Below are 17,995 nucleotides of genomic sequence, written 5' to 3'. Positions count from 1 at the left end.
TTGGGAAGATGATCGCACTATTCGACATCGACAAAACCCTCATACACCGCTCAGAGGTCCATGAAGAGGCATTCAGCTATGCTTTCAGGGAGGTCTACGGTGTTGAGGCCACCGTTGACCTCATAGACTACCATGGAAAAACAGACCCAGCAATAGCCAGGGAGGTCCTCAGCCTCCTGGGCCTGGAATCAGGGGATATAGATGATGGGATGGACGACTTCCTCCATGAACTCGTAGTTTATGTGGGAAAAAACATCCGGTACGATGATATAAGGCTCATAGATGGTGTTATGGGGTTCCTTGAGGCTCTAAGATCCAGCAGTGCCTGCATGGGAGTTGTCACAGGTAACCTGGAGGATATAGCCTTCATGAAGCTTGAGAGGGCTGGAATTGCAGGTTACTTCTCATTCGGGGGCTTTGGGAGTGACAGCAGCATAAGGGAGGAGCTCACAGAAATCGCGGTTAAAAGGGGACTTGAGATGGGGGCCTCAGGAAGAATCGTCCTCTTTGGTGACACACCCTACGATATGATGGCCGGGGCCCATGTGGGTGCCCTTAAGATTGGAATAGCAGCCGGAAGGTACGGGGAGGCAGAGCTCAGACGGGCAGGGGCTGACCATGTCTTCAGAAACTACCGCAGCCCTGAGATAATGGATATAATTACTTGTGAGCAGGTTTAACTTACCTGCTCATCTCCCTATGAACTGAGGCTCCATCTTCCTGTTTAGTAATATGCTCCTTTTCCATTCCGGGCGTGTTTCCGGGAAATCCTCCCGGTAGTGGGATCCCCTGCTCTCCTCCCTTATAAGGGCTGAGCGGGTCACCAGTGAGGCTGTTATGAGCATGTTCTCAAGTTCAAGGGCCTCCAGGAGGTTGCTGTTAAATCCTCCTGTTTCAGGGACATCAAGGTCTCCCAGTTTATCCATCAGCGTGGAAATCCTGGACATGGCAGATTCAAGTGACCTCCGGCTCCTCACAATTGCAACATCACTCCACATCGCCTCGTGGAGTTCATCCCTTATCTCAGCCGGCCTTATGGATCCATCGCGGACCATGTCCTTTATCCTCTGTTCCTCCTCCTCAATGAGTGACCTGACATGTCTCCTGGATGAACTCATGGCGTTTTTTGCAGCCGATATGCCCGCCCTCCTTCCGAATACCTGGGTATCGGCCAGGGCATTTCCTCCGAGCCTGTTGGCACCATGTACGCCTCCTGAAACCTCACCTGCTGCGAAGAGGTTCTTGAGATTGGTCCTGCCCCACTCATCTATCCTTACACCCCCCATGAAGTGGTGTGCTGTGGGTGCAACCTCCATTGGCTCGGACCTTATATCCACGCCCACATCCAGGAACTGGAGTAGCATGGTCTCAAGTTTCTCCTCTATAACCTCATCAGGGAGGTGGCTCACATCGAGGTAGACGCCGCCGTTCTCGGTTCCCCGACCCTCCATTATCTCGGTGTAGATGGCCCTTGCAACCACGTCCCTTGTTGCAAGTTCCCCGCGGGGGTCATAGCGGCCCATGAACCGTTCACCCTCACTGTTGAGGAGTATGCCGCCCTCACCCCTCACGGCCTCCGTCACAAGGACCCCCCTCCGTGACTCAGGGTAGACCATGCCTGTGGGGTGGAACTGGACCTGTTCCATGTCTATGAGGTCAGCCCCCGCCTTCCAGGCGATTGCAAAGCCATCACCACCCTTCTGCATGGTGTTGGAGGTCACAGGGTATATGTGGCCTGCCCCTCCTGATGCCAGTATGGTGGATGAGGCCCTGAAGGCCACGGGCTCTGAATTCATGATGGATACGCCCATGGCGCCAAGGACGCTGCCATCCTCAACAAGGAGTGAGGTTATCATCACCTCATCGATGGTCTCTATGTCCCTCCTTATAACCTCCTCCTTGAGGGCCGTGATCATCTCATGGCCTGTCCTGTCCCCATGGTAGCATGTCCTCCTGTAGGTCTGGCCTCCGAAGGGCCTCTGATCCAGGAGGCCTGACTCCTGGCGGTCAAAGAGTGCGCCATATTCTTCAAGGTCCCTCAGCCTGTCAGGGGCCTCGTCCACAAGTATACGGACAAGTCTGGGGTCGTTGATGAATCCCCCACCCCTCATTGTATCCTCAAAGTGAACATCGGGACTGTCCTCTGGATCAACACATGCGAATGCGGCGTTGTATCCGCCCTCAGCCATTCCTGTGCATCCTGATTTGAATGATAAACCCTTTGAAACTATTATTGGTGTCAGTTTGTGTTCAGAAACCTCAATTGCTGCCCTGCAGCCGGCTCCACCTGAGCCTATTATGAGAACATCACATTCGTAAAGCTCGCTTTCCATGGAGATTATTTTCAACATTCATTATTATAAGGTTTGGCAGTCAATATGTTAAGGTGATGAATATGGGAAGTGAAAGATCACCCTTCCCCCTTGAAGGTGACGATGGGAAAACTGAAGGTGCCTTCACTGGCCAATTTAACAGAAGCATCTCCTGAGGGGTGATAACCCGGCTCATCACACTGATGATCCCGATTACATATACCATAAAGATCACGGGGGTTCCATTTGAAGAAGAAGGATATTGTTAAACTATCAAGGAGGGACTTTGAGAGGGCATGGCTTGAGAGCGGGAAGCTCCTTAAAAAGCCCCACCATGACCTGCAGTATCCACGCCTGAGGTTTGGTGTGGGAAAATCCCACGTCCTCTATGACACCATCTGGATGATAAGGGAGGCCTACCTCCGGCTGGGTTTCAGTGAGATGGTGAACCCGGTATTCATAGACGAGGAACACATATACAGGCAGTTCGGCCCCGAGGCCCCGGCGGTCCTCGACAGGTGCTTCTACCTGGGGGGGCTTCCAAGGCCAGACATAGGCCTTGGCCTTGATAAGATCCGGATGATAGAGGAAATGGGAGTTGAGGTGACAGAGGACAGGATCCAGGGCCTCAAGGAGGTCTTCAGGTCCTACAAGAAGGGTGACATCTCAGGGGACGACCTCGTCCTTGAGGTATCCGGGGCCCTTGAGGTTGAAAGCCATGACGCCCTGAGGATCATCGAGAGGGTGTTCCCTGAGATAAGGGACCTCAAACCAGTTGCAGGTAGGACAACCCTGAGGTCCCATATGACCTCCGGGTGGTTCATATCCCTGCAGAACATACATGACAGGTACCCCCTCCCCCTGAAACTATTCTCAATTGACCGCTGCTTCAGGAGGGAACAGAGGGAGGATTCAAGTCACCTCATGACCTATCACTCAGCCTCATGCGTCGTTGTGGATGATGAGGTTCCCCTCGACGTTGGGAAGGCAGTGGCCGAGGGCCTGCTTGAGCACTTCGGCTTCTCAAGGTTCAAGTTTCTGCCTGATGAGAAGAAATCCAAGTACTACATTCCCGGGACCCAGACAGAGGTCTACGCCTACCACCCGGGCCTCAGGGACTGGGTTGAGATTGCAACCTTCGGGTTATACTCCCCCATAGCACTCTCAATGTACGGTATAGACGAGGAGGTCATGAACCTTGGGGTGGGTGTTGAGCGTGTGGCCATGATACTCAACCAGGTGGATGACGTCCGGGAGATGGTCTACCCCCAGATCCATGGACCCTGGAGGCTCACCGACAGGGACATCGCCGGCATGCTCAGGATAAACCTCCACCCTGTAACCTCAGATGGCAGGATGCTCATGGAGAGGATAATTGAAACCTGGAGGGCCCATGCGGATGCAGAGTCACCCTGCAGCTTTGAGGTTTACAGTGGGGAATTCCTTGGCAGGAGGATCAGGGTGGAGGCAGTTGAGGATGAGGAGAACACACGGCTCCTCGGACCTGCGGTCTGGAACACCATCTACATCCACGATGGCAACATACTGGGTGTTCCGCCCGGGACGGAACTGGACAACGAACTCATAGCCAGCGCCCGGCGGGATGGCCTCAACACAGGGATAACCTACATGGATGCCCTTGCAGCCGAGGCCGCCTACAGGGTGGAGGAGATGGCTGTAAGTGGCGCCGATGAGGTTGAGGTGAGGAGCACGATAGCAAGGTCCCTCTCTGACCTGAACCTCATCCTGGATGATGTGGCCATGAGGTACATAACGAGCAGAAACCGTGAGATAGACCTGAGGGGCCCCCTCTTCTCAACTGTAAGGGGCATGCTGGAGTGAGAGGATGATAATAACCGGAAGGGTCAGTTCAGGTTTCGGTGAGGGCGCATACTTCATGACAAGGGACGTCTACCTTGAACAGTTCAGGGAGAAACTGGGTTTCGAGCCATTCCCAGGCACCCTTAACATAGAAACCGGTAACCCTGAAATCGTCAGAGAACTGCGCCTTAAGGCTGATAAAATACATGGTGGTGGCGGTTTCGGGGATGTGCTCTATGTGAGGGCCGTGCTGAACAATGAGGTTGATGGCGCCCTTCTGTTCCCTGTTAAAACCCATCACAGGGATGTGTGCCTTGAATTTGTTGCCCCTGTAAACCTCAGAAAAACCCTTAAATTAAGAGATGGAGATACTGTTAGCCTAAAGATAATGGATGATGAATCATCAGATTAATTGAGTGATACAACAGAGTCGTGATCATATGATTCAGGAAGCCCTTAAAGCACTCAGAAAGGGAGAAATGGTTCTTGTATTCGACGCGGACAACCGTGAACGGGAAACAGATATGATTGTTGCTGCTGAAAAAACAACCCCTGACCATATCAGGGTCATGAGGAACGATGCAGGTGGCCTCATCTGTGTACCTGTATCCTGGGAGAACTCAGAAAGTCTCGGGATACCCTACATGACCGATATAATGAATGAGGCCTCAGGCCGCTACCCGGTACTCAGCAGGCTCTCACCCCACGATATACCCTACGATGAAAAGTCGGCTTTTTCCATAACAGTGAACCACCGGAGGACATTTACAGGAATAACTGACAATGACAGGGCCCTGACCATAAGGGAGCTTGCAGAGCTCTGTAAAAACAAAAAACACCATGAGTTCGGGGATCTTTTCAGGTCACCGGGCCATGTCACCCTCCTGAGGGCCGCTGATGGCCATGTGACCAGGAGGAGGGGCCACACCGAGATGAGCATAGCACTCATGGAGATGGCTGGACTTGAGGGAGTTGCGGTCTGCTGTGAGATGATGGATGACAGGACCGGTAATGCGCTTTCAACGGATGATGCCATGAAATATGCGGAGGAACACGACCTCATATTCATGAGCGGAGCAGACCTCATTGACTCATACATGGAATTCAGATCTTAGAGGTGTTTCTTATGGATAGGCTGAAGATAGGAATCAGTGGACTTGATGACACAATAGGCGGCTTCCCCATGGGCAGATCCGTCCTCATAACCGGGGAACCAGGATGCGGGAAGACAATCTTTGGATTGCGTTTTGCAATAAGCAGCTGCATGGAGGGATACAACACGGTCTATATCACAGCCGAGGAGGACGCCAACGACCTCCACATCCAGGCAAACTCCTTTGGCTGGAACACCCAGGAACTTGAGGAGAGGGGACTCCTCAATTTCATTGAACTGACCGGTATAAGGGCCAGGATAACAGAGGCCGAGCTCAGCATGGACATGGACCCAATGAAGGGCAACTTCACCAAGATAATACACGACATCCCCCCTGAGGCTGAGGTGGTTGTGATAGACAGTCTGGGGGGCTACACAGCCAAGTTAACAGCATATGAGTTCAGGAACCAGTTTGACCTCCTGGTATATGAGCTCAAGCAGAGGGGTATAACCTCTGTCATAATACTTGACAGCGCAACCTCCAAGGAATTCAATGAACTTGCCCTCTTCTCGGTCTATGGTGCCATAAAGCTCGGCAGGAGGGAGAACCCCTACACAGGTCGAAGGGAGCGTATAATGGACATAGTTAAGATGAGAAGCACCAAAACACCCCTCCAGTTCCTCACCTATGAAATAGGCGGAGAGGAGGGTATAACAATAACAGAGGGGGAGGAGATCCCTGAGGAGGACCTTGAAATTTAACCCCCACCACTATTTTTTGTATCAAATAAAAATTAATCTAATTTTTCCTGAATCTTCTCATTATCTCCTCAAGGTCAGTGTATCCCCTGAATTCTGGTTCTGCTGCTTCAGATATTAGAAGATCCACGTCAAGGTTCTCCTCAACAGCCTCCATGGCCCTCATGCAGAAGTCCTCAAGTTTTATCTCAACCTCGGGGGTGCCGCCCCTCATGCTCATCCTAACCCGGGGCAGAGAAAGGTACCTCCCCCCTGAGGCCCTCTCAAATATATCCATGTCATAGACCCTGTTGAGGATGGCATGGGGGACCTCAACCCCGAGCCTCTCAAGGACACTTATATGGGCTTCCAGGTCAACGGCCGCAGACTCCACCCCGCCCCTGCTGCAGCCGGCCACCATTATAACGGGTATCCCCGCTGCAAGTGCGATTTCGGCCCCGGAGTAGGGCACGGTTTCATTGAGGAGCCCTGTTAATATGCTCATAACACCCTCGATCAGTATTATATCATACCTTCCCCTCACCGATTCCAGGGCATCCTCAAGGTCCATCCAGCCTAGGTGCCCTATCCTTATGGAGGAGTGTTCCTCCATGGGCTCCTTTATGAGGTAGAGGGCCGGTACTATGTCCCTGACATCAGGGCCCACCTTCATGACCCCCACCCTGAGACCTCTCTTCCTGAGGGCCCCTGCAAGGCCGGTGACTATGAAGGTCTTCCCTGCATCCGAGCCCGTGGATGCTATCATGATTGCCGGCGGGGTATTCCTGGTCTCGCTTCCTCTTTCCTCAACGTTTATACCTGTTCCCACGCCTATCTCTGACCTCAGGGTTTTTCTGAGTTCCCTGTTCTTCTCCATTATCCTCTCCCTTGCATCCTCACCGGCGCCCAGAAACTCCAGTATGTTCTCCACAAGGGCGGGGTTCTCATCCAGTGCCCCGTGGACCATGGTGCCTGCGACGTTTCCATCGTCACTGCAGACACCCGAGGTTACCTCAAGCCTCCTGTCCCTGTAATCGGCCCTCCTTATTATGGAGCGCATTATCTCAGGAGCGTCCCCCCTTATCTCACCGTAGGTGTGGCAGTGAAAACCGGTTACCCTCTCACCGGTTAAACCTGAGGTGAGGAATGACTCCCCGGTGACAAGGGCCTCCACACGGTCGTTGCTTATCATGGGGTGGAATGATACATTCAGGAGCCCCAGACCCTCCCTGTATATGGGGCAGGGCGATTTTCTCCCTATATCCGTCCTCTCTGCCAGTGCCTGGAACCCTGAGCAGATGCCGAGGACAAATTTTCCCTCGGCAGCCATTTTCCTTATCTCTGATCCAAGGTCCTCTGATAGACTCCCTGACTCAACTATGCTCCCACCGGGTATTATGATGCCATCCAGGACCCTGTGGGCCCTCTCACCATTTACGAGGCCATTCTCCTTAACCAGGTCGGTGGGTAGAAATCCGAAATCCTCAAAGGCCGGTACAGAGCCCCTCAGGTATGCGAGTCCAATCCTCATGTAAACTCACTCTAAAGGGAGGCTATACCCCTCATTGCAGAGAGTATCATTCCATCGTCCCCTGGCTTTGCCTGGAGCTGCAGGCCCACAGGGACCCCATCAACGTCGCCTGCAGGCATGCTTGCAGCGGGGATACCTGCAAGGTTGGCTATGACCGTGAGTACATCGTATGCATACATCTCCATTGGTTCAAGTTCCTCTCCAAGCCTGTGGGGGAGTTTCGGGACTGTGGGGCCCAGTATGATGTCCACGTCCTTCAGGAGACCCTCTATCTCCCTCCTTATGAGTGACCTTGCCTGGAGGGCCCTCCTGTAGTATTTACCAGATAGTTCCTTCTGGCTGATGTAGGAGCCCATGTGTATCCTCCTGAGCACCTCAGGGCCGCATACGTCCTCTATCCTGTGGCCATACTTCCTGCCATCGTACTTCCTTGTGGCTGAGAAGAACTCAACATAGTTTATGAGGTAATAGGTTGGGAGGCAGAGGTCGATGTAGCCAAAATCAAGTTCCACTATCTCAGCCCCCTCATCCCCTATCAGGTCAAGTTTCCTCTGGATGGCAGCATCTATTGAGTCATCGGTGACCTCAAGGAACTCCTTCACGACACCGAAGCGAATATCCTTGAGTTCCCGATCCACGCCGAGTTCCTGGTCCTCTGCAATGGTTGTTGGGTCGGTGGGGTCCTGGCCTGATATCACCTCAAGGGTCAGCTGAAGGCCGGATACGTCAGCTGCAAGGGGCCCTATCTGGTCGAAGCTCATGGCAAGGTCAAGGAGCCCCTGCCTTGAAACCAGCCCATAGGTCGGCTTGAACCCCATGACACCACAGTGAGAGGCCGGGTTCCTTATGGATCCCCCTGTATCTGATCCCAGTGCAATGTCGCACATCCCGGCTGCAACGGCAGCGGCGCTTCCCCCACTGGAACCACCGGGTATCCTTCCAGGTGCAGAGGGGTTGTCTGTGGGGCCGAAGAATGAGGTCTCTGTTGAACTTCCAGCTGCGAATTCGTCCATATTGGTCATGCCGATTATTATCCCATCCTCTTCCTTTATGCGCCTTATGACGGTTGCATCGTAGCTTCCAGTGTAGTTCTCAAGGGTCCTGGATGCTGCGGATACCGTGAATCCCTCCACGTTGATGTTGCTCTTAACACCTATAACCAGACCTGCGAGTTTACCTGTCCTCTCCCCCGAGGCTATCCTTGAGTCTATCTCCTCAGCCCTCTGGAAGGCCTCCTCCTCCCTGACCTCTATAAATGCGTTTACGTCATCATTTTTTGCCCTTATTGTCCTGATGAACCTTTCAAGGTTCTCTGATGCGGTCATGCCATGATCCTTAATCATTTCAACCTTATCCATGATTTCCATTTCCAAACACCCGTATCCTATCATTGAGTAAACCTATTATCCTGAAGAGCTGCATTTGAGGGCCCCTGGCTTTCCATGATGGTTATCCTGAGGTATCTGCAGGTGCCCGGTCACCCTATTATCTGGGTTTAATTTCATTTTCAACATTAATAAATGTGAAGATGACCAAGATCTAGGATATGGAATGGATGGAAAGGGTGAAGTGATGGAGAAAACCATTATACTCAAAAAAAGTGATGTTGAGGGTCTTCTGACCATGGATGACTGTCTGAAGGCTGTTGAGAACGCCTTTGTCCAGGATGCCCTTGGCCGTGTCCAGATGCCCCCCAAGATGTACCTATTCTTCAGGAAACACGATGGGGACCTCAGGGTGATGCCCTCCTACCTTGAGGAACTTGAAATGGCGGGTGTTAAGTGCGTGAATGTCCACCCCTCAAATCCCCGTGAACATTCCCTCCCAACGGTCATGGCTGTCATAGAGCTTGTCGACCCAAGGACCGGGTTCCCCCTTGCACTCATGGATGGAACATATATAACCGATATGAGGACCGGGGCAGCCGGCGGGGTCTCCGTGAAGTACCTTGCAGATCGGGAGGCCTCAACACTGGGGATGGTGGGTGCCGGGAGACAGGCCTGGACACAGCTGATGGCCATCAGCAGGGTCGCAGACCTTGAGGAGGCCTGCGTTTACTGCAGGACACCTTCCCAGCGAGAAAAATTCGCAAGGAAGGCCTCTGAGGTCTATGGGTTCAGGGTCAAACCTGCCCTGGATATCAGGGAGGCTGTGGAGGGGAGGGACATAGTTGTAACTGCCACCCCCTCAAGGAAGCCCCTGGTGAAGGCTGACTGGATAACACCCGGGACCCACATATGTGCCATGGGGGCAGATGCCCCTGGAAAGCAGGAACTGGACCCCCTCATACTCAAAAAGGGGAGGGTCTTCTATGACAGCTGGGAACAGGCATCCCACAGCGGAGAGATAAACGTACCCCTCAGTGAGGGCCTTATCACAGAAGAGGACCTCCAGGGGACAATAGGGGATGTAATAACAGGTAAAATTGAGGGTAGAAGATCAGGTAAGGATATAACAGTATTTGATTCAACCGGACTCTCCCTGCAGGACGTTACAACAGCCTGGATGGTCTATGAGAGGGCTGCTGAGTCAGGCAAGGGCCTGGAGGTTGACCTGCAGGGGTGAGAAAAGATACTGCAAAACTCTGATCCGCGGGGTTTGGTCCTTCACTGCCCCCAGGAAAAGATGCTATATAGGATGGTGAACACAGTTAGTTACCGGAGCTGTGATATCATGTACCCCACCAGGACATCAATGCATGAACTCCTCGTAAGGATGGACCATGTGTTTGAGAGGATAAGGATACTCGGGAGGACCCGGGCCCTCAGGAAGGATGAGATAGAGGAGATTGATCGTCACCTCACTGAGATCATGAAGATACTTAACAGGTACAATTAGGCTGAAAGAATGCTCAGTGTCATCCTATTTACCGTAACATCCTTCATAATAGGCCTCTCAGGGGCAATGGCCCCTGGCCCCCTTCTCACTGTCACGGTCTCGGACTCCATTCAGGGGGGTTTCAGGGCAGGGCCCCTCCTTGTCACAGGCCACATCCTGGGTGAGGCCATCCTGGTTGTCCTGATATTCATGGGTATGGGCTACCTCCTCTCATCAGAGTCCGCATCCTCATTCATTGGGATTGCAGGTGGCTCCGTCCTCATCTGGACCGGCATCAGGGGTCTGAGGTCCGGGGACGAATCATCCGGGGATATTCCAGCAGGGGGATCTGTCCTCAGGGGAGCTGTGATAAGTTTTTCCAACCCCTACTTCTTTATATGGTGGGGTGCTGTTGGGGCCGCCCTCATGTACAGTGGACTTGAACTTGCAGGTGCTGCTGGACTTGCAGGTTTCCTTGTGGGTCACTGGTCATCCGACCTGGCCTGGTACAGCCTGGTATCCTTTCTATCATCCAGAGGATCCTTTGATACAGGTGGAAGGATTTACAGGGCAGTTATGGTGGCATGTAACGGTTTTATTTTGCTTGCAGGACTCTACTTCCTCACTGGAGGACTTGCAGTCATTTTCTGATGACAGCTAATTTAATAGCTATGCCCTCCAATATGTATCATGCCCAGAATAAACCAGGATGAACTGTTGTTAATGCGATCATCCAGTTCTGCGGAACCATGTGGAGGATTGTTTTATGGATGAGAGGTTTATTGAGAGGACTTTTCCTGTTGCGAGGGTGAGTGAGAATTCTGCCCGTGAGAAGAATATAAGGCATGGTCATATTTCCACGCTTCATATCTGGTGGGCCCGCCGGCCCCTTGCAAGCAGCCGGGCCACCATCTACGCCAGTCTGATCCCAACTGCGGGTGATGAACTGGAGGAGGTCCGGGTTAAGAGGTTCATTGAGGAGTTGAGTGAGTGGGAGAACAGTTTGAATCAGGGGATGATTGAGAGGGCCCGGAGGGATATAAGGGAGTATAATGGTCGGCCGCCCCGTGTGCTGGACCCCTTTGGTGGTGGTGGCAGCATACCCCTTGAGGCCCTCCGTCTGGGGTGTGAAACCTACAGTATGGATCTCAACCCGGTGGCTGTCCTCATCCAGAAGTGCACACTTGAGTACCCCCAGAGGTACGGGGCCAGTGATTCCTGGTCTGACAGTGAATCCAGGCTTCTGAGGGATGTTAAGAGGTGGGGTGAATGGGTCCTCAGGGAGGCCAGGGAGGAGCTTTCACGTTTCTACCCGGAGGATGATGATGGTTCAATCCCGGCGGCTTACATCTGGGCCAGGACACTTCCCTGCCAGAACCCTGACTGCGGGGCAGAGGTACCACTCATGAGACAGTACTGGCTCGCCAGGAAAAAGAACAGGAAAATAGCCCTCAAACCTGTGGTTACAGGTGCGGGTGTGGAATTTGAGATTGTGGAGGACCCTGACTTTGACCCCTCCAGGGGGACCATTTCAAGGGCCATTGTGACCTGTCCTGTCTGCGGTTCAACCATACCTGGCGCTGATACCAGGCGTCTGTTCCAGGAGGGTAAGGCGGGTGAGAGGCTCATCGCCGTGGCACTCACACACCCCCAGAGGAGGGGTAAAACCTACCGCCTCGCAACAGAAAGGGATCTGGAAGCCTGCATGGAAGCCCAGGAATACCTGGAAAAGAAAAGAGATGAACTCATGGACCAGTGGGGAATAGACCCAGTCCCGGATGAGGAGTTACCTCCTGTGGGGACTCTGGGTTTCAGGATACAGAGATATGATATGAAGACATGGGGTGATCTTTTCAATGCCCGGCAGAAACTTGCCCTCATCACATTCACTGAGAAAATCCGGCAAGCACACCAAGAAATGCTAAAAGAAGGATACGAAGAGGACTACTCAAAGGCTGTAGTAAGCTATCTGGGATTGGGATTGGACAGGATAGCTGATAGAAATGGTTCTCTCTCTATATGGAACAACATAGCTGAGAAACAAGAACACACATTTGGCAGGCAAGCTTTGCCAATGGTTTGGGATTATGCTGAAACTAATGTCATAAAAGGAGTTCAAGGTTGGAAAAAACAGTTTTCATATACTTTAAATGCGTTAGAAAAAATTTTTAAGTCTTTTTTAAAAATCTCTGGTCTTGTTCCCCATGTTTTTCAAGGTTCTGCAGTTTCTCTTCCTTTTGACGATGACTATTTTGATGCGGTTTTCACTGATCCTCCGTATTATGATAATGTGCCGTATTCGTATCTTTCGGATTTCTTTTATGTGTGGTTGAAGAGGGCCCTGGGTGATCTTTACCCGGATCTTTTCATGACACCCCTCACGCCTAAGAGGGGTGAGATGGTGGCCTACACCAATGATAAGAGTATGGATGAGGCCCGGGAGGAGTTCGAGTCCATGCTCAGGGACTCATTCAGGGAGATACACCGTGTCCTCAGGCCAGGTGGCATAGCCAATATCGTCTATGCCCATAAGACCACCCATGGCTGGGAAACCGTTATAAACTCCATCCTTGACTCTGGTCTAGTGGTGACCGCGTCGTGGCCCATATTCACTGAGATGAGGGCGCGTATGCGTGCCCAGGGTTCAGCGGCCCTTGCCTCCTCTATTTATATTGTAGCCCGTAAGCCTGATTTTGAGAAGAGCACCGGTTATTATGAGGAGGTTCTGGGTGAGTTGAAGGAGGTCCTGGGTGAGAAGCTGGATTACCTGTGGGGTGAGGGTATAAGTGGCCCGGACTTTTTCATCGCGGCCATAGGGGCCGGCCTGGAGGTTATAGGGAAGTACAGTGAGATTCTCAAGTACAATGGCGAGATTGTCAGGGGTTCCCGGTTACTGGATGATATACGCGCGGTTGCCGCGGATTTCGCCATAAGGAGGATACTGGATAATGGATTCGCCGAGGGACTCTCATCCCTCACAAGGTTCTACCTCTTCTACCGGTGGAACTTCGGAAACTCCAGCGTGGACTTCGACGAGGCCAGAAAACTCGCAGGCAGCCTCGGCATAGACCTCCAGAACACCAGGACCGGATTCATAAGGATACAGAGGGGTAAGGTCACAGTCCTCGGCCCCGACAAGAGGGGTGAGGACCATGACACCACAGAACTCATAGACGCACTCCACCTCGCAGCCAGACTCTGGAGCCAGGGCAGGAGAGAAGAACTCCAAGACCTGCTCCTTGAAACCGGCTACGGAACCGATGAAAAATTCTACAGGGTAGCCCAGGCCATAATAGAATTCCTGCCAGACTGCAAGGAAAAACAGTGGCTCGAAGGACTCACAGTGAACAGAGACACCATGATAAAAACAATCAAAGAAAAAACCAGCCAGAAAACTCTCAGGGATTATTAATCCATGATGAAAACCTTCCAAGAGCAAATCGGGAAAACATTTAAAAACTCAATTTTCTTTTTCAATCCATACTCCTCCCAATAATTAATTAATACCGTGAAAAACATAATATCACTGATGAAGGCAGCTGTTTTTGATAACTCAGGGACACTCATAAGAAGGTACAGGGCCCTCAAGAACCTTAAAACAGGTAAGATATGTGACAGGATGAATTCACTTGATATAGTGGATTACAGGGATAGAAGGGCCCTTGTTGTGCTTCAGACCGACCCTGCGACATGTATTGTAAACGCAAAACCCGACCAGACCATATATGAGTTCATAAAGAGGAACCGCATAGACTTCGATGTCAGCTACGCCAACACCGCGGTTACCTCTGATGAGATCCTGGATATCCTCAGGGATGACCCTGCAACTGTCAGGGACATACAGGACACCATAGATGCCGTTTCCAGTAAGAACTACAACATACAGATATGCAGTGGATCCGGCTTCATAGTCAACATTGACAGAAACATGGTTGACTTCACAATAACCGCAGGTGGAAAACTCTTCCCGGAGGTCCTGGAGGTTGTGGAGGAACTCAGGAAAAGAAACATCCACATATACATTGCATCAGGAGACCGGAGGGGGTCACTGAGGGAACTTGCAAGGATCATCAGGATACCCCAGGAAAACGTCTTTGACACCGCTGACACCGAGAGGAAGGCAGAGATAATCCAGAACCTGAAGCGAAGGTACAGCAGTGTCATGATGGTGGGTAACGGCCTCAACGATATCCTTGCATTGAGGGAGGCTGACGTGGGGGTTTTAACACTACAGCAGAGGGAACCTGTTCCTCAGAGGCTGATTGATGCTGCTGACTACGTTGTTGATAACATAAGGGAGGTTCTGGATATAGAATTCTAAATTTCTAGGTTCTGGATATAGAATTCTGAAATATGGGGGGCTGATATTGAGTGAACTTTGCATCGTGCAGGTGAATGACACCCACGGCTACCTCAAATCCCACCCGGAACTCTTCTGGGAGGGCAGAAATATAAGGTATGAGACCCTGGGGGGCTACCACCACATAGCAGGCCTTGTGGATGGAATACGTGAAGAAGGACCCACACTACTATTTGACTGTGGTGACACCATACACGGCACATACCATGCCGTGAAGAGCGAGGGCGCCGCCCTTATCCCCATACTCAATGAAATGCGCTTTGATGCCATGACAGCCCACTGGGAGTTCGCCTATGGACCCAGAAGATTCATGGAAATATCTGAAAAGCTGAATCACCCAGTTCTTGCAATAAACTGCTACCATGAGGGTACAGAACGCCTTGCTTTTAGACCATATGAGATAGTGGAGAGGGGTGACCTCCAGGTGGGTGTTGTGGGGATAGCATCCAATATAGTGGATAAGGTGATGCCCCCACGGTTCAGTGAGGGCCTTGAGTTCACCCTTGGACGTGATGAACTCCCCTACTGGATAGAGGTGCTCCGTGATGAGGAGCGGGTCGACCTGGTGGTGGTCATATCACATCTGGGTTTCCCCCAGGAGTGCCAGCTGGCGGCGGATGTTGATGGCATAGACGTGCTTCTGAGCGCCCACACCCACAACAGGCTCGAGAGACCCTTCATTGTCAATGACACCATCATAATACAGTCAGGGTGCCATGGCTCATTCATTGGACGCCTTGACCTTGAGGTTGATGGTGGTGTCCAGAAATTCAAACACGAACTTGTAAGGGTCAGAGGTCCGTCAAATGAGGATGTTGAGGAGATGGTCATGAGGGCGGTTGAGGTGGACAGGGACTACCTTGAGGCCACCGTGGGTTCAACCAGGACGCACCTCAACAGGTACACCATACTGGAGTCAACCATGGACAACCTTCTCCTCCGGGCAATAATGGATGCGGATGACTCTGAACTTGCATTCTCCAATGGATGGCGCTACGGTGCCCCGGTACCCCCTGGAGATATCCGGGTTGAGGACCTCTGGAACATTATCCCTGTTAATCCCCCGGTATCACGTGTTGAACTTCTGGGGAGGGAGATCCTGGAGATGATGGAGGAGAACATTGAGCTCACATTCTCCAGGGACCCCTACAGGCAGATGGGGGGCTACCTCAAGAGGTGCATGGGCCTCGAGATCTACTTCAAGATAGAAAACCCGCCCGGTAGCCGGGTACAGAAGATATTCGTGAACGGGAAGCCCCTTGAGCCGGATAGAACCTACAGTGCAGTCTACGTCACCAGTCAGGGTGTGCCATCACGGTACGGTGATAACCACGAGGAGATGGACATAAGGGCCGTTGACGCCCTCAGGGAGTACGTTGAGAAGAACAGCCCTGTTGACGCCGAGCTCGATGGTAGGATAACACCTGTATGATTGTCCTCACGCGATGAATACCCTGTGAATATTGTACTGAAGTCATTAGGGATAGCACGTATGACTGTCTTCAACTGTAATTGTGAACCGGGTGATCATGATGGGTGATGAGAGGATTTACCGTGTGGTCTTCCACCTTGATGAGGATGACGATGAGAGGGTTTTGCTGCTTTTTGCCAATGTGAGGAACCTGATGGCCGACATTCAGAATGTTGAGATTGAGGTTGTGGCGTACTCAAAGGGTGTCAGCGCCCTCATGAGGGACTCAGAGTACTCAGATATGATCGGTGAGCTCATTGATGATGGTGTCAGATTTGCTGCCTGTTCCAACACCCTGAATGCATGGGGTATAACCTCAGGGGAACTTGTTGAGGGTGTTGATACCGTATCCTCGGGTGTGGGTGAGATTGTCAGAAAACAGTGCGATGGATGGGCCTATATAAGACCCTGATATCTAGATGAACCTCTTGAGGACCTGATTGCATAGGCAATGGAGCTGTACCCGGGCGTGAATGGTGTTATCAGGAGCGCCACGATTGCCACAAATCAGAAGGTTCCTCTTAAGTGCCCTCAGGTACTGGTCCCTTTCAACATCCATGAGCCCATTTCTATATGCATAGAACCAGCTTGCAGATAGTAGGAGGCCTATCATCAGCATGTTAACATGGAATATGACATTGGATGTCACAAGTCCGCCATAGTCTCTTGTAAGTTCCGTTGAGAAGGGCACCATGGCCACAAACATCAGCCAGAATATGTTTATCCACAGGAAACCCGTGTCAACCTCCCTCAGGTTTTCAAATTGCATGTGGTTAACCCGCCAGAAAATCCCGAGGAGGAGGAAGCTGAGGCAGTAGATGTAGATCCTGGGGGCGAGGAGTGTGAGGTATGAAGCCATTGAGGACTCTGTTATGATTCCCTCTGGCACTTCAATGCCCAGAACAAGGAGTGTCATTGCAATGGCAAATATTCCATCGGCGAGGCCCTCAATCTGTTCTTCTTCATTCTTTTGCCTCAATAAAATGATTCCAGGATTCTCCTGCTCTTTATGACTCCCTCATAGTTATTCAGTTCTATCACCCCACGGTCTATCCCCCTGAGGAGTTCAAGGTCAACCGTGCCCTCCCCCAGGGGGAGGTGCTGGTCCCTTTCACCGTTGTTGTCGCTCAGGTGGTGGTGGGCTATTCTTTCCATGCTGAGGAAATCCTCAAGGAAACCTGTGGTGTTTGCATGGCCCACATCCACAGTCACATATGATCCGCATTTCTCTGAGAATTCTTCAAGCTCACGGGGGCTGTTGCAGAGGTATGAGAACCTGTCAGGCATGTTCTCAACTGAGAACTTTACCGATGAATCCTCTGCATGGGCCACACAGTTTTTAAGTGTTTCTGCCGCGAATTTAAGAGCCGCGTTCCTTATCCTCTCCTCCCTCCTGTGCACAAGACCCGGGTGGGTTGTTACGGTTGTTGCCCCTATCCTTGATGCGAGTTCCACTGTCTCAATCATCTGTCTTTCTGTTTCCTCCCTTACGCCCTGGTTCATGCTGCCAGGGTTCAGGTCTATGGTGGGGGCGTGGAGGAGTATCTCAAGGTCAAAGGATTCAAATACCTCCAGTGCTGCCCCATCTTCAAGGAGCCTCCGGGGCCAGTAGGGTCCCTCGCAGAGTATTTCAAGAAGCTGAAAGCCGTCCTCCTCTGCTTTCTCCAGGATATTCTCCATTGGTTCCATGAAAAGTGCCAGGGTTGAAAATCCGAGTCTCATATAGATCCCGGTAGGTTTTCTATTCAGCCGGCCTTATGAGTGTTTCCATTCCCTCTGAAAATGAAAGATACTTATAGGTGCCTGGATCTGCAGGGTCCCTGCGGTGTTAAGACGTCTACAGTGACCCTGA

General features: G+C 51.8%; 17 protein-coding genes. 12 read left to right on the top strand and 5 right to left on the bottom strand.

Translation table 11 applies throughout. The annotated features are described in order from the left end of the window. Positions 1-8 precede the first annotated feature (8 nt). On the top strand, positions 9-680 hold the full coding sequence (locus MTBMA_RS00435; protein ID WP_013294928.1) for an HAD family hydrolase: 672 nt from the start codon (positions 9-11) through the stop codon (positions 678-680). Between the two features lie 9 nt (positions 681-689). Here the strand turns inward: MTBMA_RS00435 and tfrA are convergent, their stop codons facing one another. Further along, entirely contained in the window at positions 690-2,333 is a 1,644-nt protein-coding gene (tfrA, locus tag MTBMA_RS00430) for a fumarate reductase (CoM/CoB) subunit TfrA (protein ID WP_013294927.1), read from the bottom strand. Positions 2,334-2,558: 225 nt separating this feature from the next. Between tfrA and sepS the strand changes: the two genes are divergently transcribed. Genes sepS through MTBMA_RS00410 form a run of 4 tightly spaced genes read left to right on the top strand, consistent with a single transcriptional unit; the run spans position 2,559 to position 5,988 of the window. After that, on the top strand, positions 2,559-4,154 hold the full coding sequence (sepS, locus tag MTBMA_RS00425; RefSeq protein ID WP_013294925.1) for an O-phosphoserine--tRNA ligase: 1,596 nt from the start codon (positions 2,559-2,561) through the stop codon (positions 4,152-4,154). A gap of 4 nt (positions 4,155-4,158) precedes the next feature. Then, a complete protein-coding gene (locus MTBMA_RS00420; RefSeq protein WP_013294924.1) occupies positions 4,159-4,545 on the top strand; it encodes a DUF120 domain-containing protein in 387 nt (128 codons plus the stop codon). 28 nt (positions 4,546-4,573) lie between these two features. Further along, on the top strand, positions 4,574-5,248 hold the full coding sequence (gene ribB, locus MTBMA_RS00415) for a 3,4-dihydroxy-2-butanone-4-phosphate synthase (RefSeq protein WP_013294923.1): 675 nt from the start codon (positions 4,574-4,576) through the stop codon (positions 5,246-5,248). Positions 5,249-5,259: 11 nt separating this feature from the next. Continuing rightward, positions 5,260-5,988, top strand: a complete 729-nt coding sequence (locus MTBMA_RS00410) for an ATPase domain-containing protein (protein WP_013294922.1) — start codon at positions 5,260-5,262, stop codon at positions 5,986-5,988. Positions 5,989-6,025: 37 nt separating this feature from the next. Here the strand turns inward: MTBMA_RS00410 and MTBMA_RS00405 are convergent, their stop codons facing one another. Together MTBMA_RS00405 and gatA are read right to left on the bottom strand one after the other, a co-directional pair. Continuing rightward, positions 6,026-7,495: an AAA family ATPase gene (locus MTBMA_RS00405; protein ID WP_013294921.1), complete on the bottom strand. Its 1,470-nt coding sequence runs from the start codon at positions 7,493-7,495 to the stop codon at positions 6,026-6,028. 11 nt (positions 7,496-7,506) lie between these two features. Further along, complete coding sequence (gene gatA / locus MTBMA_RS00400; RefSeq protein ID WP_013294920.1) at positions 7,507-8,862, bottom strand: Asp-tRNA(Asn)/Glu-tRNA(Gln) amidotransferase subunit GatA; 1,356 nt, start codon at positions 8,860-8,862, stop codon at positions 7,507-7,509. Positions 8,863-9,067: 205 nt separating this feature from the next. Between gatA and ala the strand changes: the two genes are divergently transcribed. The 7 genes from ala (at position 9,068) to MTBMA_RS00370 (ending at position 16,555) form a co-directional block, all read left to right on the top strand. Then, on the top strand, positions 9,068-10,060 hold the full coding sequence (gene ala, locus MTBMA_RS00395) for an alanine dehydrogenase (protein ID WP_013294919.1): 993 nt from the start codon (positions 9,068-9,070) through the stop codon (positions 10,058-10,060). 72 nt (positions 10,061-10,132) lie between these two features. Beyond that, entirely contained in the window at positions 10,133-10,333 is a 201-nt protein-coding gene (locus MTBMA_RS09045) for a hypothetical protein (RefSeq protein WP_147671281.1), read from the top strand. Positions 10,334-10,342: 9 nt separating this feature from the next. Beyond that, positions 10,343-10,963 (top strand): LysE family transporter, encoded by a 621-nt coding sequence (locus tag MTBMA_RS00390; protein ID WP_013294917.1) that lies wholly within the window; start codon positions 10,343-10,345, stop codon positions 10,961-10,963. A 115-nt stretch (positions 10,964-11,078) separates the two neighbouring features. Further along, positions 11,079-13,724, top strand: coding sequence for a DUF1156 domain-containing protein (locus MTBMA_RS00385; protein ID WP_013294916.1), 2,646 nt, complete (start codon positions 11,079-11,081; stop codon positions 13,722-13,724). A 117-nt stretch (positions 13,725-13,841) separates the two neighbouring features. Continuing rightward, positions 13,842-14,633 carry an HAD family hydrolase gene (locus MTBMA_RS00380; protein ID WP_013294915.1) on the top strand — a complete coding sequence of 264 codons (792 nt, stop codon included), beginning with the start codon at positions 13,842-13,844 and terminating at the stop codon, positions 14,631-14,633. 46 nt (positions 14,634-14,679) lie between these two features. Further along, positions 14,680-16,104 carry a bifunctional metallophosphatase/5'-nucleotidase gene (locus MTBMA_RS00375; protein WP_238523372.1) on the top strand — a complete coding sequence of 475 codons (1,425 nt, stop codon included), beginning with the start codon at positions 14,680-14,682 and terminating at the stop codon, positions 16,102-16,104. A 100-nt stretch (positions 16,105-16,204) separates the two neighbouring features. After that, positions 16,205-16,555, top strand: a complete 351-nt coding sequence (locus MTBMA_RS00370) for a DsrE family protein (RefSeq protein ID WP_013294913.1) — start codon at positions 16,205-16,207, stop codon at positions 16,553-16,555. A gap of 3 nt (positions 16,556-16,558) precedes the next feature. Here MTBMA_RS00370 and MTBMA_RS00365 read toward each other — a convergent pair whose 3' ends face one another. Together MTBMA_RS00365 and MTBMA_RS00360 are read right to left on the bottom strand one after the other, a co-directional pair. Next, positions 16,559-17,122 (bottom strand): TMEM175 family protein, encoded by a 564-nt coding sequence (locus MTBMA_RS00365; protein ID WP_013294912.1) that lies wholly within the window; start codon positions 17,120-17,122, stop codon positions 16,559-16,561. Next, the gene (locus MTBMA_RS00360; RefSeq protein WP_013294911.1) at positions 17,119-17,865 is read right to left on the bottom strand and encodes a sugar phosphate isomerase/epimerase family protein; all 747 of its coding nucleotides are present in this window, start codon (positions 17,863-17,865) and stop codon (positions 17,119-17,121) included. The genes MTBMA_RS00365 and MTBMA_RS00360 overlap by 4 nt, the downstream gene beginning before the upstream one ends. Between the last annotated feature and the right edge of the window lie 130 nt (positions 17,866-17,995).

This window comes from Methanothermobacter marburgensis str. Marburg, from assembly GCF_000145295.1.
GTDB classification, from domain to species: domain Archaea; phylum Methanobacteriota; class Methanobacteria; order Methanobacteriales; family Methanothermobacteraceae; genus Methanothermobacter; species Methanothermobacter marburgensis.
Note: the sequence above shows the minus strand (reverse complement) of the source record. Positions and strands in the feature narration are given on the sequence as shown.

Excerpts from the sequence above, each read along its gene's own strand:
- MTBMA_RS00435 (WP_013294928.1), top strand. The coding sequence starts at position 9 with ATGATCGCACTATTCGACATCGACAAAACCCTCATACACCGCTCAGAG.
- tfrA (WP_013294927.1), bottom strand. The coding sequence starts at position 2,333 with ATGGAAAGCGAGCTTTACGAATGTGATGTTCTCATAATAGGCTCAGGT.
- MTBMA_RS00420 (WP_013294924.1), top strand. The coding sequence starts at position 4,159 with ATGATAATAACCGGAAGGGTCAGTTCAGGTTTCGGTGAGGGCGCATAC.
- ribB (WP_013294923.1), top strand. The coding sequence starts at position 4,574 with ATGATTCAGGAAGCCCTTAAAGCACTCAGAAAGGGAGAAATGGTTCTT.
- MTBMA_RS00410 (WP_013294922.1), top strand. The coding sequence starts at position 5,260 with ATGGATAGGCTGAAGATAGGAATCAGTGGACTTGATGACACAATAGGC.
- MTBMA_RS00405 (WP_013294921.1), bottom strand. The coding sequence starts at position 7,495 with ATGAGGATTGGACTCGCATACCTGAGGGGCTCTGTACCGGCCTTTGAG.
- gatA (WP_013294920.1), bottom strand. The coding sequence starts at position 8,862 with ATGGAAATCATGGATAAGGTTGAAATGATTAAGGATCATGGCATGACC.
- ala (WP_013294919.1), top strand. The coding sequence starts at position 9,068 with ATGGAGAAAACCATTATACTCAAAAAAAGTGATGTTGAGGGTCTTCTG.
- MTBMA_RS09045 (WP_147671281.1), top strand. The coding sequence starts at position 10,133 with ATGGTGAACACAGTTAGTTACCGGAGCTGTGATATCATGTACCCCACC.
- MTBMA_RS00390 (WP_013294917.1), top strand. The coding sequence starts at position 10,343 with ATGCTCAGTGTCATCCTATTTACCGTAACATCCTTCATAATAGGCCTC.
- MTBMA_RS00385 (WP_013294916.1), top strand. The coding sequence starts at position 11,079 with ATGGATGAGAGGTTTATTGAGAGGACTTTTCCTGTTGCGAGGGTGAGT.
- MTBMA_RS00380 (WP_013294915.1), top strand. The coding sequence starts at position 13,842 with ATGAAGGCAGCTGTTTTTGATAACTCAGGGACACTCATAAGAAGGTAC.
- MTBMA_RS00370 (WP_013294913.1), top strand. The coding sequence starts at position 16,205 with ATGGGTGATGAGAGGATTTACCGTGTGGTCTTCCACCTTGATGAGGAT.
- MTBMA_RS00360 (WP_013294911.1), bottom strand. The coding sequence starts at position 17,865 with ATGAGACTCGGATTTTCAACCCTGGCACTTTTCATGGAACCAATGGAG.